This is a genomic window from Maridesulfovibrio ferrireducens, assembly GCF_900101105.1.
Lineage (GTDB): Bacteria > Desulfobacterota > Desulfovibrionia > Desulfovibrionales > Desulfovibrionaceae > Maridesulfovibrio > Maridesulfovibrio ferrireducens.
On the sequence record NZ_FNGA01000003.1, the window covers coordinates 317,145 to 333,932 of the forward strand.

11 protein-coding genes are annotated in these 16,788 nt (G+C 43.5%); 8 read left to right on the forward strand and 3 right to left on the reverse strand.

What is annotated here, in order from left to right; genetic code table 11:
- Positions 1-112: 112 nt before the first annotated feature.
- The 5 genes from BLT41_RS10700 to recD2 all read left to right on the forward strand — a co-directional run bounded on the left by BLT41_RS10700 (position 113) and on the right by recD2 (position 6,393).
- Positions 113-1,036: a branched-chain amino acid transaminase gene (locus BLT41_RS10700; RefSeq protein ID WP_092160992.1), complete on the forward strand. Its 924-nt coding sequence runs from the start codon at positions 113-115 to the stop codon at positions 1,034-1,036.
- 84 nt (positions 1,037-1,120) lie between these two features.
- Positions 1,121-3,052: a DNA polymerase III subunit gamma/tau gene (gene dnaX, locus BLT41_RS10705; RefSeq protein WP_092160994.1), complete on the forward strand. Its 1,932-nt coding sequence runs from the start codon at positions 1,121-1,123 to the stop codon at positions 3,050-3,052.
- 15 nt (positions 3,053-3,067) lie between these two features.
- A complete protein-coding gene (locus tag BLT41_RS10710; RefSeq protein WP_092160996.1) occupies positions 3,068-3,379 on the forward strand; it encodes a YbaB/EbfC family nucleoid-associated protein in 312 nt (103 codons plus the stop codon).
- A gap of 81 nt (positions 3,380-3,460) precedes the next feature.
- The gene (recR, locus tag BLT41_RS10715; RefSeq protein ID WP_092160998.1) at positions 3,461-4,066 is read left to right on the forward strand and encodes a recombination mediator RecR; all 606 of its coding nucleotides are present in this window, start codon (positions 3,461-3,463) and stop codon (positions 4,064-4,066) included.
- Between the two features lie 134 nt (positions 4,067-4,200).
- Positions 4,201-6,393, forward strand: coding sequence for an SF1B family DNA helicase RecD2 (gene recD2 / locus BLT41_RS10720; protein WP_092160999.1), 2,193 nt, complete (start codon positions 4,201-4,203; stop codon positions 6,391-6,393).
- Here recD2 and BLT41_RS10725 read toward each other — a convergent pair.
- A complete protein-coding gene (locus BLT41_RS10725; RefSeq protein ID WP_092161002.1) occupies positions 6,388-8,658 on the reverse strand; it encodes a GGDEF domain-containing protein in 2,271 nt (756 codons plus the stop codon). The genes recD2 and BLT41_RS10725 overlap by 6 nt on opposite strands.
- Positions 8,659-8,897: 239 nt before the next feature.
- On the opposite strand from BLT41_RS10725, the gene BLT41_RS10730 reads away from it, so the two are divergent.
- The 3 genes from BLT41_RS10730 to BLT41_RS10745 all read left to right on the forward strand — a co-directional run bounded on the left by BLT41_RS10730 (position 8,898) and on the right by BLT41_RS10745 (position 15,072).
- Positions 8,898-9,344 (forward strand): hypothetical protein, encoded by a 447-nt coding sequence (locus BLT41_RS10730; RefSeq protein ID WP_092161004.1) that lies wholly within the window; start codon positions 8,898-8,900, stop codon positions 9,342-9,344.
- Positions 9,345-9,362: 18 nt separating this feature from the next.
- Positions 9,363-10,247: a polysaccharide biosynthesis tyrosine autokinase gene (locus BLT41_RS10735; protein ID WP_092161006.1), complete on the forward strand. Its 885-nt coding sequence runs from the start codon at positions 9,363-9,365 to the stop codon at positions 10,245-10,247.
- 1,441 nt (positions 10,248-11,688) lie between these two features.
- Positions 11,689-15,072: an autotransporter family protein gene (locus BLT41_RS10745; RefSeq protein WP_092161007.1), complete on the forward strand. Its 3,384-nt coding sequence runs from the start codon at positions 11,689-11,691 to the stop codon at positions 15,070-15,072.
- On the opposite strand, the gene BLT41_RS10750 is transcribed toward BLT41_RS10745, so the two are convergent.
- Together BLT41_RS10750 and BLT41_RS10755 are read right to left on the reverse strand one after the other, a co-directional pair.
- Entirely contained in the window at positions 15,073-15,957 is an 885-nt protein-coding gene (locus BLT41_RS10750; protein WP_092161009.1) for a DMT family transporter, read from the reverse strand.
- A 29-nt stretch (positions 15,958-15,986) separates the two neighbouring features.
- Positions 15,987-16,643, reverse strand: coding sequence for an LOG family protein (locus BLT41_RS10755; protein WP_092161010.1), 657 nt, complete (start codon positions 16,641-16,643; stop codon positions 15,987-15,989).
- Positions 16,644-16,788: the final 145 nt, after the last annotated feature.

The following is a 16,788-nucleotide window of genomic DNA, read 5'->3' on the forward strand; positions in this document are numbered from 1 at the left end:
ACCCTCTTTTTTTTAGCTTCACTCTTTCCGGCATTCCAAAAGTGATTATTATTGCTTCAGGGGATTTAAGTCTACTGCCGGGATCTATCGTGAAGTAAAAAAAGGGGGACACATGGTACAGAAAGCTGAGAAGATTTGGTTTGATGGCGAACTGGTCAACTGGGATGATGCTCAGGTCCATGTGCTGACTCATACTTTGCATTACGGTGCAGGCGTTTTTGAAGGCATTCGGTCCTATGTTTGCGTTGACGGAAAATCCGCTGTCTTCAGACTTAAAGCCCATGTGGTAAGACTTTTTGATTCCGCTAAAATTATCGGTATCAAGATTCCTTTTACTATTGAAGAAATTACTGATGCTATTATTGAGACTTTGAAAGTTAACGGTCTCAAGGAAGGATATATCCGCCCTCTGGTGTTTATCGGAGACGGAGTCATGGGAGTGCATCCCGGTTCAAATCCCATCAGAGTTGCCATTGCGACTTGGCCTTGGGGAGCTTATCTCGGTGATGACGCTCTTGAAAAGGGTATCAGGGTAAAAACTTCTTCGTTTAGCCGGCACCATGTTAATGTAATGATGACCAAGGCTAAAACCTGCGGTAATTACGTTAATTCTATTCTTGCTAAGGTCGAAGCTGTTACCGATGGGTATGATGAAGCTCTTATGCTTGATACTCAGGGCTATGTTTCTGAAGCTACCGGTGAAAATATTTTTATAGTTAAAGATAGTATCATTAAAACAACTCCCCTTACTTCTGTGCTTCCGGGTATAACCCGCGCAAGTCTGATGCAGGTCGCTCGCGATCTCGGCTATGAAGTCGTGGAACAGCTATTCACCCGCGATGAATTATATATTGCTGACGAGGCTTTCTTCTGCGGCACGGCTGCTGAAGTAACTCCTATCCGCGAAGTGGATAATAGAGTTATCGGCGAAGGCAAATGCGGTGAAGTGGCTAAGTTGCTTCAAAAAGAATATTTCAATGTCGTTAAAGGCGGAAACGAAAAGTACGCTGACTGGCTTAATTACTACGAAATTTAGTATATATTAGATGTCCGGGACTGTCGGTCCCGAGTCCCGGACATCTGATAATCTATAGGGACCACATACGGACTTGCCTGCATAATGAGTACATCTAATCTGACAGCAAAATATCGCCCTCAAACCTTTGCGGAGGTTGCGGGGCAGAACGCCGTCAAAACTATTCTTTCCCGTGCCGCGGCACAGGATAAAATTGCCCCTGCTTATCTTTTAAGTGGAACGCGCGGGGTCGGCAAGACTACTATTGCCCGAATTTTTGCAAAGGCGCTTAATTGCGTCAATGCACCAACAGCAGAGCCTTGCAACGTCTGTGAGAACTGCCGCCAGATTACAGCGGGCATCGGTGTTGATGTTATTGAGATAGATGCCGCTTCTCATGGTAAAGTTGATGATGCCCGCCGTCTTAAAGAAGATATCGGTTATGCTCCAATCGAGTTTCGTTATAAAGTTTTCATAATAGATGAAGCGCATATGCTTACTACTCAGGCATTCAATGCGTTGCTTAAAACTTTGGAAGAACCTCCGGGCCATGCGACCTTCATCATGGCGACAACGGAAACTCATAAGTTTCCTGCAACCATTATAAGCCGTTGTCAGCATTATGTTTTTAAAATGCTTACAAGCTCAGAACTTACTGCGCATCTTTCGAAAATTTTGCAGAAAGAAAACATCGAATTTGAAAGCGGTGCGGTTGATCTTATCGCTAAAAGAGGGGCAGGCAGTGTTCGTGACTCCATGTCTCTGCTCGGACAGGTTCTTGCTCTCGGCAGTGAGAAACTGCTTGAGTCTGATGTTCGATCAATACTCGGACTTGCTGGACGGGATGTCTTTTTCTCGCTGATGCAGGCTATCCATTCCCGTGATCTTGTTTCAGTCGGTGAAGTTGTTAAGCAGGTGCTTGACCGCGGGCTGGACTTAGGATTTTTTATTCGCGAACTGGGTTCTTGCTGGCGCAATATGTTTCTGCTCGGACAGTCCGGCGAAAGGGCTATTCCTCTTCTCGATCTTTCTTCTGAGGAAGCTAAAGAATTTATGCACTGGGCTACAACTTTTGACCGTTCTTTTGTTCATGCCTGCTGGCAGATGACTGTGGACGGTCAGCGTAAAGTTATGACCAGTCTTGAGCCTGCAATGGCGCTTGAACTTTTATTGCTTAACATGGCGAGCCTGTCTGATCTTATTTCGGTTGAAAGAGCGGGAGCTTTGGCTTCTGCCGGTTCCGCATCCAGTCAGATGACAGCTCCGGCCCCCAAAACAGTTCAGCCAGTAGGTGAAGTTCCTCCTTGGCAGAACGCACCGCAGCAACCTGTACAAGCTGCTCAGCCTAGACAGTCTCAGGGAACATTGCAGGGTGGTCCTCCACCTCATCAGCAAAATGGTACGCAGGGTAGAGGCGCGGTACAGGGTAATCCTGTTCCTGCGTCCAGCAGACCTATGGGGCGCAGTGAATCCGGCAGCCCTGCAGGGCATGGAGCTTCAAGTGAAATGGGATCAGAAGATTCCTCTCTTCCTGACGATGTTCATCAACCTGATGCTAATAATTTTCATGAACCGGAATTCGAAGTTAATTCAGACGTAGTATCTGATTCTCATATTGAGACAGAGTCTGAAAATCCGGCTCACGGTGAGATTGAAATTACTGCCTCTCCTGCTGTGAACGGGCCGCGTGACTTTGAAGGATTTCTAAAGTACGTGAGCGAAAGCGGTGCAAATGGTTCCGTTACAGGTCTTGCCAATTGTAAAGGTCTGATAAATGGCAATAAGCTCGTGCTTACCTGTGCGAATCCATTTCATCATAGTCAGGTCGGATCACGTGAGTGCAAGGTGGTCATTAACAGGCTGGCAGCGGAATATTTCGGTTCGGATATGGAAGTTGAAATTGTAGTAAACAGCAAGGGTGTGCGTAAAAGCAGACAACAACTTCGTGCTGAAGTTGAAGTTCATCCTGTTGTTGTACGTGTGGTAGATGCATTTGGCGCATCAATTATTTCTGTGGACCCTCGTAGAGATGTTTAGATTAAGGAGAATATAATGAAAGGTATGAATGATTTAGTACGTCAGGCTCAGGTTATGCAGCGCAAAATGACTCAGCTTCAGGAAGAACTTAAAGAAAGTGAAGTTGAAAGTTCTGCCGGTGGCGGAATGGTGACAGTTAAAGTCAACGGTTCTTCTGAAGTATTGTCCATTACTATTGATCCTACTGTTGTAGAATCCGGTGATGTTGAAATGATTCAGGATCTCGTTTTGTCTGCAGTAAATGATGCTAACAAAAAAGCAAAAGCAATGATGGATTCTGAAATGGCTAAGATTACCGGCGGAATGAATATCCCCGGCATGATGTAATCCAGCGCTTTTTTTAGTCGAGTATAAAACAACCGTGTCTTTCTTTTTTAGAAGGGCACGGTTTTAATCATAGAGGTTTATGTGGATAATTTGCCGGCCCCCTTGCGGGTTGTGGCTCAGGAGTTGGCTAAACTTCCGGGGCTTGGTCCTAAATCTGCTTTGCGAATTGCTTTGACTATGCTCAAAATGCCGCGGGAAAAAGTTGCAGGAATAGGGCAGAGCATAATTGATTTGCGCGAGAAACTCTGCGTTTGCGAGCATTGTGCAAGTATTACCGAGTCCAGTCCCTGTCGTATTTGTTCTGATCCAGGCAGAGAGAGCGATAAGCTTTGTCTTGTTTCCGAATGGGATTCTTTGCTGGTTATAGAAGAAATGGGGCTTTACAGAGGATATTATTTAGTTCTCGGCGGTCTTCTTTCGCCTCTTGATGGAATTACTCCGCAGAATCTCGAATTTAATAAGCTTGAAGCGCGTCTTGCAAAGGGTGAAGTTAAAGAGTTGATTCTCGCTCTGGGAGCCACTGTGGAAGCTGAAGGAACTGCGTCATATATAAAAAATATGGTTCAGAATCGTTTCCCTCATATAACACTGAGTCGCCTTGCTCAGGGTATTCCCATCGGGTCTGAAGTTAAACACACGGACAAAGAAACTCTTCGGCAGTCTCTTGAATACCGCCAGAAATTATAGCTTTTTATTTAAATATTTTTCTCCAAGCTACTAAACTAATAGTTTTGATACTATTCACCCTGATAATAATCCCGGTGATCAGCATAAATTAATATGAATAATCTTGATAAGAATAATCTTGATAAGGAAATCTGATGTCGGACATTTTGATTGGTGAAGTTCGAACAGTTGTCTATCATAATGAAGAGAACGGTTATATTGTTGCGCGCATTTCTTCAAAAGATGAGCCTTCACAGATTACTGTTGTCGGCTGTTTAGGACAACTTACTCCCGGTGAATCCGCAGAATTTCAGGGACGCTGGAAGCAGCATGCTAAATTTGGCCGCCAGTTTGAAGCTGATTTTCATGAACGCATTCGTCCGGCTACTGAAGCTGGAGTTATCAGGTTTCTCAAGTCTTCATCTATTAAAGGGATCGGGGAAGCCATTGCAACAGATATGGTTGCCAAGTTCGGTGTAGAAGTGCTGGATGTTTTAGACGAAGATCCTGATAAGCTTTTGAAGATTAAGGGTATATCCAAGAAGAAGCTGGAAGGTATTGTTGAATCGTGGCAGTCCCAGCGTGAAATTAAAAATCTGATTATTTTTCTGCATACTCATGAAGTTCCGCCTACCTATGCCACGCGTATATTTAATCTTTATGGCGCACAGTCTGTCAAAAGAATCAGTGATAATCCTTATGAGCTGGCTTACGACATTCGCGGCATCGGTTTTAAAACAGCAGATACCATGGCCCTTAAGCTGGGGTTTGCCCCGGATTCTCCTCAAAGAATAGAAGCCGCTATTGTTTATTCACTTTTTTCTGTGAGCGAGCGGGGCGGGCATATGTTCAGTCCTCGTGAGAAGCTGGTTGAAGATGTTTCCAAAATGCTCGGCGGGGTGGATCTTTCTTTGATTTCTGACGGAATCAGTGCGCTTGAAGAGAGAAAAAGAATCAGGGTGGAAAGCCTTCCTGAGCAGAATATCGATCAGGCAATTTTCTTGATGCACTTTTACAGATTTGAAAGTGAAATTTGTAAAAGGTTGCACGGACTGGTCAGTCATCCGTCCCCTGTAAGTAAAGAAAAGGTCGAAAAAACTCTGCCGGAAGTTGAAAAAGAACTTGGGTTCAACCTTTCAGACGAACAAAGACAGGCAGTCTTTGACGCGTGCGTAAATAAATTTTTCATTATCACAGGCGGACCGGGAACAGGTAAAACTACAATTACCCGCGCTGTTGTTCTGACTCTCAGTGAACTCGGACTTAAAGTTAAGCTTGCAGCTCCGACCGGAAGAGCCGCAAAAAGACTTTCTGAAGCGACAGGAAGATCCGCATCCACTATTCATAGAATGCTGCAATATACCCCGGATAATGGCGGTTTTTATTACAATGAAGATCAAAAGCTCAAGGCTGATGTTCTGGTTGTCGATGAAGCTTCAATGCTGGATTCGCAGTTATGTCTTTCCGTTTTGAGGGCCGTTCCGTTAACTTGCAGAGTAATTTTTGTTGGTGACGTGAATCAGCTTCCGTCAGTCGGTCCTGGTAATGTTCTTTCTGATTTGTTGCAAAGCGGAGAAGTGCCGAGCGCGGTTCTGAACCATATTTTCAGACAGGCACAAGAGAGTTACATCGTCGTAAATGCTCATAGAATTAATGATGGGTTGTTTCCTCTTGGACATCCGGCAGATGCTCCTGAGGCAGATTTTTTCTGGATTCCGCAGGACTCTCCACTCAAAGTGCAGGAAATGATAGCGCAAACTGTTTGTGAGAGAATCCCTGAAAGATACGATCTCGATCCGATGACTGACATTCAGGTGCTTACGCCTATGCACAAAGGTGATGTCGGGACTCAAAAACTTAATGCGCTGTTGCAGGAAAGACTCAATCCTTCAAAGGGTAAAGCTATCAAAAGAGGATTTGTAGAATACAGGGTTGGCGACAGAATTTTACAGTTACGCAATAATTATGAAAAAGAAGTCTTCAACGGTGATCTCGGGCGAGTCATGTATATTGATGCCGAGGCAAACGAACTTACAGCTGAATTTGACGGAAACATCGTTCATTATGAACTGTCAGAACTAGATGAATTGTCTCTGGCATACGCTGTGAGCGTGCATAAATCTCAGGGTAGTGAATATCCAGCTATTGTTATGCCGATAGTCTCGCAGCATTATCTTTTGCTACAGCGGAATTTACTCTATACCGCCTTAACCAGAGCTCGTACTCTGGCTGTTTTAGTAGGCAGTAAAAGAGCTTTCCACATCGGTCTAAACAACATCACAGCCGGCAAAAGGTTTACTAATCTGCGTTACCGGATCAAACAAATCTTTGACGAGAATTTATTATAGCTGGCGTCTTTCGCGCACCCAGCAGTTTCCTTCAATGGACTTAGCCCATTTCTTGAGAGATGCGGCTTGTTCACCTATTTCGAAAAGAGACTGTTCTGGGGTGCAATCAAGTATTGCTAGTGAAACTGAAACCAGAGGGAATCTTGAAACGGTTCCGTCTCGTCCTTTTCCTTCCATCCAGCCGTTTGTATTATCTTTTGCGTTGTAACTGGTTTTGACTAATCTTTTGAAGCATCGGGTTATCGCCAGACAGATTCTTTCCGCTTTATCCGGTGAGATAACCTGAACAAAGTCATCACCGCCGATATGGCCGATAAAATCAGTGTCAGATCCGTGCCGCGCTGTTGCCCATGTTATAATTCGACTGATGAGCAGTATTATTTTGTCACCGCTTTTAAAGCCGTATGTATCGTTGTAGACTTTGAAGTTGTCGAGGTCCGCATAAATAATGCTGTATTGTTGAGATGCTTTCATGCGGCGCTCGATCTCTTGTTCAATCCCCAGATTACCCGGTAAACCTGTCAGCGGGTTTGTCCCTTTCGCCATTTCAACCTGAGCATGTGCAAGAGTATCTAACAGCTTCCGGACAGATACAACGCCGAATAATTTACCGTTTTTTGTTATTATAATATCATCATAGGCTTTGTTTCTTTCTCTTGCCATGGCCTGCGTGGAAACGTTTTCCACGGTGGTTTCCAGATCTACTAAAAGCGGAGAATCATCCATAACTGAAGTGATCGGTTTGTTGGTGTAGAGTGCTACTCCGAATTTACCAGACAGATGTTTGTTTAGATTGTATTCCATAATCAGTCCGCATGGCGCTCCGTTTTTGACAACTGTAACGCTACTGAGTGATTGTTCTTGTTCAAAAAAATCTTGGATGACAGGAACAGGGGTATTTATTTCCACTGAATCAACTGGAGTTGCCAGATTTTTTACGGGTATTCCGCAGATATTATGATCATTTTTTAGATCAGGTGTTTTTTTAACATTAAGAGCTTCTAAACTTAACTTAGGTTTGATTTTGGCAGGTTTTGCGAAAAAGTAGCCCTGTCCGAGGTGAACACCCATGTCCATCATTGCTACAGCTTGAGATTGGGTTTCGATTCCTTCTACGATAAGTTTACCACCTATTTTTTCAGCGAAATCTGTGAAAGTTTCTACTATTGCCCGATTGACCCGGCTCGTTTCAATGTTGTCGACAAAGGATTTATCCAGTTTGATATAGTCCGGCTTAATTTCAGCAATTGACGAAAGACCGGAATAGCCCGTCCCCGCGTCATCAATCGCGACCATGTATCCTTGATTTCTGTAGTGATCCAGAGTCTTACGGAATGTTATGAAATCTTTTACGCTGTGGCGTTCTGTTATTTCAAAGACAATATTTTCCGGTCTAAGACCCCATCTATCAAGTAGAATTTTTGTTTCACCTGATGAAAAATTAGGATCAACAATTGTGCGGGGATGAATGTTGAGAAATAATTTTTGATGGGGATTAATTTCACCGAAGGAGCTGATTGCGGCCTCGCGGCAAATTCTTTCCAACTGGAAAAGTTTACCGAGCTTTTCGGCCATATCAAACAAGGTCAGAGGAGATCGGAAGGGTGAGTTTTGCGGTCCTCTTGCAAGAGCTTCCCAGCCGTGTATTTTTTTTTCAGCCAGATTTACGATTGGCTGGTAGTGGCTGTTTACTTTGCTTTGAGCAATGATATCACAAAATTCTTTACTCAGTTCCATGTTGGAAATGTCAGCATTGTTTTGCGCTTCAAGCCTTGCTTTACCAATTGCTGAGAGAAATCCTGACCATAATTTATTATTGGTCTGGGACGCATGAAAAGATGAATGGCCGCTGTTTATGGTAATTGTATTACCTGTCCGGCTGATCTGGTCGCTTTTTACTAAGTTTTCTATGTTGACCTTGAATTGATAGGCTAATTCTTCAAGAGATAAGCCCGCTTTACATTCCGTGGGATCAAGTAAGAAAAATTCTCCTCCATTGAATGAAAAAATGTGAAATTCATTATGTTGTAAATGTTCATACCCTTCACTTTCAATTCCTGTACGGATTTGAGCTTCAAGATTTTCGGACCATTCGTTGCCATACATTTCCGTTAAAGTTGGAAAGTCTTGAATTGCGAAATATAAAATATTAAGTCTGCCGACATTCTGAATCAAACTTCCAATCCCCGGCCCTTCAAAAAAATTATTATTTTGGTCGGATGGGAAGTTGAATGCGTTAGTTCTTTTTTTGATAAGTCGTAGCATGGCAACATAAGCTCCATTATATATTATTAATTTAATTCATCGCAGTGGATGAACGGACATTACATCTATAATGGATTAGGTTGTTACTGTTAGGTTACATTTTGTTTAAGAAATGTTTGAGCTATTTCTTAAAAGAAGTCGCTGGAGTGTTAACTCTGTTTAATGTAGGTGAATTTTAGGAACAGATTAGTATATGTGGTTGGTTTCCGACTGATATAAATTAAAGGGTCAAAGGTAGAATGCAACAACGTTCAGATATTGCATATTATATAGAAGTATTTCGGCGCAGAAAAAATCATTTTATTGCATCGGCTGCGATTGTGTTTTTGATGGCAGTTCTTTTAGCTGTTTTCTGTACTCCGGTGTATAAGTCCGCAGTTTATATTTTGGTGACTTTTGTTGTTGCGCTTGGAGTAGGGGGCGTAGTTGTAATTGTTCTTGAAGTTCTGGATCGTTCTATTCGACGTCCTGAACAGTTATCGAAAATTATTAAACTACCTATTCTTGCGAGTGTTCCATATTGGGAAACATCAGCCGAGGCAAAAGCAGTTGAGCACCGTAAGTTTTTATCATTACTTGTTATTCTTGCATTTGTTGTGCTTGGAATTGTGATGATTCATTTTTTGTATAAGCCACTGGATGTCATTGCAGTAGAATTTGTTCGTAAGATAGTCTCGAATTTTTAATTGAAATACGGAGTCACCATGAGCAAGTTGCTCAAGGCTGTTGAGAAAGCCAAGCGGAATAGAAGAATTGAAGAAGAGCAGAGTTGGATTGCAAAAGGTGATTCTCATATAGAACTTTTTGAACCGGTAATAGATTCGAATATCGCCGGGGCGGGGTGCGTTGCTGCCGGAGGCTCCGAAAAGGATGATTTACCTTGTTCAGTTCCTCCTCCTTCATTTTTTAAAGATGACCTAGTCCTTGATGATCTTAATCTTGCTAAAAATAGAGTTTTAACTAGAAACAGCAGTCCTTTGTTTACTGATGTTTATAACCTTCTACGAACTCAGATTTTACAAAGGACAAAGGAAAAAGGACATAACGTGCTGATGGTGACCAGCGCTATGCCCGGAGAAGGGAAAACGATTACTTCAATCAATTTAGCAATCAGTATAGCTCGTAAAATTGATCAGTTTGCACTTTTGGTAGATATAGATATGAGAAATCCTTCTATTCATAAATATTTAGGAATAGAAGTAGAGCGTGGTCTGACAGATTATCTTTTACATGATGTCCCAATTCCTGATCTTTTGATTAAGCCGGGGGTTAATAAATTGTCGTTTCTTCCAGCAGGTGAGCCTCTCAGCGATCCTGCTGAGGTTCTTGGTGCTTCCAGACTTCAGGAACTGATTGTTGAAATGAAAGAACGTTATCCTGACCGATATATTATTTTAGATTGTCCGGACTTACTGAATGCTCAGGATGCTCTTGTCTTATCGAGTTATGTTGACGGGATTATTTTTGTGGTCGAGGCGGGAAAAACCTCTCGTGAGCAGATTCAAAAGTCCATGACTCTTTTAGAAGGACGTAATGTTGTCGGGGTTGTTTTGAATAAAACAGGCAAAGAAAGCCTTGATGTTAACTAGGTGAAGAGTAGCCAGACTGTTTAATGAAATGTGAGATGTTTTTTTTGAGCCGGAAGATTTTAATCTTCCGGCTTTTTTATATTGAATCAGCTTGAATGCAATTGTTTATTTTTTGCAGGCGTACGAATTTCTTTTACTTCGACAAGCTTGCGAAGCAGATAGCCATATATTTAGAGGGTAATGTTAGGTCAAAAAGAAAAATGTTACTTTTGAAGTGCACAGATATAGTTGACGGGTAAGATTTAGGTATTTTCTTTAAAAAAAGAATAAAAAAAGCAGCAGAGATCTGCTGCATTAAAGTAAGCGAAGAATTCTTGCTTTTAATAAATGATTGTCTACTGAGTGATTCTATCGGCTTTCTTTAACACTCTATCAATTTTATTATTTAAGTCAGTAACCTTTACACGGTTATAGAATAAGTCTTCAGGCTGTGCTTTTTCAAATAGTTCTTTGAGAAGAACATTAAGAAACAAGCTTTTGTTGACATCAAGTCTTCCACATGCAGTTTAGATTTGTTCTATTATTTCCGGATGTAAGTAAACGTTTGAAAGTATTTTATGCATTTTTCTCCTAATAATTAGTTATTAGTTTTTTGTAATTGTCTTTATGATCTTGATTAACCGTTCAAACAAATTAATTTAATTTATAACTATTATATAATACATAAGTTGTAAAAAGTACAGGGAAGATCACGATTTTAACTCTTTTGTCACAAAAGTATTTTTTTGAGAGGATAAAAAACTGAACGGTTGTGCAGTCCATTTTGACGTCTTTTGCACATAAGTGCAAACTTTGTGTGCAAATCATGTGTGCACATAATTGAGCGTCTTTGTAACCTGCTTAATTAACGAGGTATATTGTTTGGCACGCTTGATGCTATATGCTTAGTAACCTGAGCGAGGCAGCCTGCATCCCCCAAGTTGTTTGCCTCAAGCTCGATAATATACAGTCTTCATTCCTTATCATCACTCCTTAAGCACGTAAGACCGGGATTCCTCCATCCCGGTCTTTCGTGCGTTTAGAGCTTTTTAACTTTAATAATTCAAATGAGCTTAAAATACGTGGGGTATAATTATTTTTGGTTCATCAGAAAGCGAGTTAATCATGTCCACGTGATTGATACAAAGTCATCTAGAAATCGGGTTGTTTTACTCAATGATATTTCGAAAGATGTGATTGAACAGAACATTATGCCAATTGTTAGACCATGCTGACGTGCGAATGACTATGCGCAGAAGTGACCTTGTTATTTTTAAGTATTCTTCTTAAAAATCCTTTTAAATCAAGTTAATGAGGTCGTTTTCACGTTAATTCACGTGAGATTGTTTTGACATTTCGTATGCGTGCAGTGATGCATATCCCTATATTCATTTAATATGGAACCGGATCGTGCAGCTTGGCTGGCTCGATTCTCATGATATAATATTTACAGGGCTTACTCATGCTTCATCACATTGCTGTCGTGTCTGTTGTGAAACAAAAATTTTTCGCATGTTCATGCTGCTATCGGATATGGGCGGCTGTTCTTCCGTTGCTTCTGTTTGTCGGTATTGTGCTTTGCCCCGCACCTGCCGAGGCTATGGATTATATGGTCACCAATCTCAATGATTCCGGTGCGGGGTCTCTCCGGCAGGCCATCAGTGATGCCAGCGACACGGACAGCATTGTTTTTGGCCCAGGAATGGTCGGTGTCATTTCATTGAAATCACCTTTGCCTGACCTTAAGTCCGTCACATTTGAGAAAGCTCGATACGTCACGCTTTCTTATGTCAGTACAGGGGTGGACAGCGGCGCGTTGAATGTTGCTTCTGGAAAAACAATCAGTGGCTTCCTGCCGAGATCGATACAAGCCAGCGGCGGGTCCTATCCAGCGGGCATCACGGCTTTGGGCTCTTTAACCCTCGATGAGGATCTGTCCGGCTCCATTGCTACCACCAATGACAAGTTCGCATTTGGTCTGTTTACATATGGGTTGACGCTCAACAAAGGCTTGTCTGGCTCAATCTCTGCCTTTTCGTCAGAAAGTGCTGCCGCAGGAATGTATTCGAGCAAGCATATTATTTTCAATGAAGACCTGTCCGGTTCGGTTTTAGCCGAGGGGGCAAATGCTATTGGCTTGCAAACAGATGGGTCTCTCATCCTCAACGGAGATCTGTCCGGCTCCGTTGTAGCCATTGCGAATTCAGGATTGGCTTATGGGTTGAAGAGTCTTGATAAAGGAATCGCCATTCAGGGGTTGACCGGTTCCGTTGCAGCCAGATCGGCTCAGGATTCCGCTTATGGTCTTTTTGCAAGAGAGTCTATATCTCTCGGCAGCGATTTGTCCGGTTCGGTTGAAGCCACCGCGGAGAGGGACATTGCTTTTGCCTTAAAATCAGAGGGTAATATGATCTTTGGCGGAGGCCTGTCCGGGGTGGTTAGTGCTTCGGCTGGTGGAGAAGATGCCATGGGATTGTTCGCGTGGGGGGATATGATCTTCAACGGTGATCTGTCTGGTTCGGTTGCAGCAACCGCGGGAGTGGCCAAAGCCAGAGGGCTGTTCGCACTGCAGGATTTGATCTTCAACGGAGACTTGACCGGCTCGGTCCGTGCTGTGTCCGGTGGGCATTCAGCTTTTGGGATAAGCTCGGATGATGTACTGAGGTTCAATGGGAAACTATCCGGTTCGGTTGCTGCCACGGCTGCTGGTGGGGATGCTTATGGAGTCTGGGGGCATAATAGTTTTATCATGACAGATGACTTGTCTGGTTCTGTTTCTGCCTTTTCTGGTGTGGGCGAGGCGTATGGGGTAAAGGTTACTTTTGGTGGAATATCTCTCCAGAACATGTCCGGAACCATTACTGCCACTGCGGATGAGAATATTGTGTATGGCATGTATTCTTACCAAAATGATATTTCCATTGCGGGAGATCTCTCGGGAACCGTCTTAGCTAATGCAGGCGGACACACCTCCATGGGGTTAAATTCCCATTTCGGAGCTATAAATAATGGAGTCGGAGGGGCTGCTAATATCTCCGGCTCTGTCTCGGCAAATGCAAATGGTTTGGCTGTGGCAGTGGGAGGAAATGGTGGACTCAACCTCAATGTGACAGGAACACTTCTGGCCTCCGATTCATCAGGGCTTGGTGAAGCCTACGCCGTAAGGGCAGGGTGTATTGACTGGAAGACCGGTGACTGGATTGATGGCGGAGCCAATGACTCCATAATGCTGGGAAATGGTGCCAATGTTCTAGGTCGAATAGAACTTGGAGGCGGGACCAATCTATTGACTCTGGACGGTGCAGGAACCTTGAATGGAGCGGTGAACAGTGTCACCACCATGACTAAGACCGGTTCCGGCACATGGGCGACCAGTGGCGGAATCCACACCAATGATCTGACAGTTCAGGCCGGTACTTTGAACGTCAACATCCTACAAAGAACCACGCCTACCATTGTAGTCGATAACAATTTTATCAACAATGGCGAAGTGTTATTCTCACTGGATGGACTTGTTGCAAGCGGTTCAACTTTTACGGCCCTGTCCAGCAAAAATCTTTCAGGGCTCGGATCGTATTCATCCGATTCCATATTTATGGCTGCCGATGTCGTCGGCAACAATGTGAACCTTACCAAGAAGAGTTATATGGATATGACGGATGGGAGCAACTCCAACAGTCAGGCCAGAGCGGCTTATCTTGACCCGCTTATAGCAACGGCGACTGGCGATCTTGCAGACATCCTTGTCAAGTTGGAAAGTTCGTCCTCGAAAAGTGAGTTTAACAACTCCCTGAATCAACTCGGAGGGCTGCCTACTTCCGGGATCATCTCCATGAGCATTGACACGGCTTATCTTGTTTCACTTGCCACTCAGACGCGCATGGCTGAATTGCGCAGTTATCAGATCATGATGGCCGAAAAAAATAATTATTTAGATCCAGATGAACCGGAATCTTGGCCCATGGTTGCTTCCGCTGGTGATCTGGCCGGTCTCATGAAGCGTGATGCCGAGGTGAAGCCCAACGGTGTCCATATGCGTGTTTTGGGGCGTACAGGCGGCATGGATACTCACGGAGGCTATGATGGATATGATTACGAGAGCATCATTTTCTCCGGCGGTTATGACAGGGTGATCATGGACGGTTTTCTGGCCGGTATCAGCGGCGGCTATGCTCAGACTGATGCAGATTATAAGGACACTGGCGGCAGTGATTCTCAACTCGGTAGCTACTCTCTGGGGCTGTATGGATCGTGGTTCAAGGACAATTGGTACGTGGATACGATCTTTGCCGGTGCATACAACGAATATGACATGAACAGGCCGATTCCCTTTGTGAACAGGACGGCTACAGCGGACTCAATAGGGTACACGATGTCTGCCAAAACTGCCGGTGGATACAGATTCGAGACTGGCGATTACGGACTGACACCGATGCTTTCCATGGAATACACTCGCTTTCATCAGGACGGGTACATCGAATCCGGTGCCGGTGCTGCCAATCTTTCGGTGGAAGACATCAACAGCAACTTTTTAGCGAGCGGTCTTGGGGTCAAGATTGATCGTTCATGGGAAACGGAATTCGGCCAGATTATTCCTGAAATCTCGGCCATGTGGATGCACGAGTGGCTGACACAGGACCGAAATCTTACTGTTTCCATGACCGGCATGCCGGGCACGGCCCTTTCACAGACCTCAGCAAAGACCGCAAAAGATTCCTGTCGCTTCGGCTTGGGCATCCGAGCTATCAATAACAAAGGCATGAGCTTCACCCTGCGCTATCAGGGCGATATCGAGAAACATGCCGCAAGCCAAAGCCTCATGTGCGAAGCCCAGATAGTGTTTTAATTATTTTTTCCCGGTTTGTTGAATAATATTTCCGCCAACTATAAAAAGAAGTCCCACCAGAGTGGAAGGCAAAATTTCTTCGCCCAAAATAAAATGAATAAGTACTAGAGAGAGAAAAGGGGAGAGGAATATCAAGTTGCTGATTTTGGCCGTTTTTTCAGTAAGCTTGAGAGCCTTGAGCCATAGCGCGAAAGTAATTCCCATTTCAAAGAGTCCAACATAGGCGGCAGAAAGTACGGCAGGCAGCTCAAAGGGCGGTGGTCCGGAAAATATCAGCATCGCAATTGTTACAAGTGGTAATCCGAGGCAAAAATTTAGGAAAAGCTCAATTAGAGGATCGGTTTTACTCTTAGTGTTGTAAATCCAATATAAAGCCCAGATGATGGTGCTGAAAAGAGCTAGAAATACACCGAATCCGTTACTGAACTGAATGTCCAGCAGGTTTCCGTGAGTAGATATGACGACAACACCCAGATAGCTTGTGAAGATGGCGATAAGTTCACGGGCATTAAGTTTTTGACCAAGTAAAGGGATAGAAAGCAGAGATAAGGTAATAGCCCAAGTGTAGTTGAGGGGCTGTGCCTCCTGAGCGGGAAGCAGATCGTAAGCTTTGAAGAGGACTATATAATAAAGGAACGGATTTAATATTCCGGGCAGAGCACATTTAAGTATGTTTGGCATACTCATCTGTGCGACCTGCCCGATTTTTCCTTGTACTATCAGCAGAATCAGCAAGGTCAATGTGGAAAATACAACTGCGTAAAAAAGCAGTTGCAACGGGTCCATGTATGAAAGAGCAATTTTAAAAGCGGATGCAACCGTAGACCAGATCAGTACTGCGGCAAGTCCGTAAATATATGCTTTTTTCTGATCTTTGCTTTCCAATGGACGCGCATTCCTTGCAGATTACTCAGCTAGATTATTACATGTTTTTTGATATAAGCAACAGCTTCTTCAGGTGAATCTGTTACGTGAAAAAGATCAAGATTTTCTTCGCTGCAGAAGCCGTCAGCTACTAATCTTGTTTTAAACCAGTCTATGAGTCCTCCCCAGAATTCAGTTCCTATAAGGATGATCGGGAAAGGTTTGATTCGTTTTGTCTGGATAAGGACCAGAGCTTCACTTAGTTCGTCAAGGGTTCCATAACCGCCGGGCATGGCGATGTAGGCCATTGCATATTTGATAAACATAACTTTACGGACGAAAAAGTAATTATAGTCGCTTTTTATAGATAGGTATGGGTTTGAATGCTGTTCAAAAGGCAGATGAATATGCAGGCCTACTGATTCTCCGCCGGATTCAAAGCAGCCCTTGTTTCCTGCTTCCATCAGTCCGGGTCCGCCGCCTGTGATAACTGAATATCCGGCTTCGCAGAGAAGTTTGGATAGTTGTTCAGTTTGTGCATATAAAGGGTGGTCGTTAGCCACGCGGGCTGAACCGAAGATTGAAACCGCAGGACCTATTTCGCTCATGGTTTCAAATCCATCAACCAGTTCAGCCATTATTTTAAAAAGTCTCCAAGATTCCTGCATGGAGAGATCGTCGATAACGTATTGTTTTGATTTGTGCATGGTGCCCTCGTAGCGATGTTATTAAATATAGGTAGAGAGTTGCTAACTATTGCCTGAAATCCAATATTGGTGCATGTAACAGTGCATCCGAATTACCAAAAAAAGAATGATAATGATAGTAAGAAAAGTTGAAACTTAACGGTTG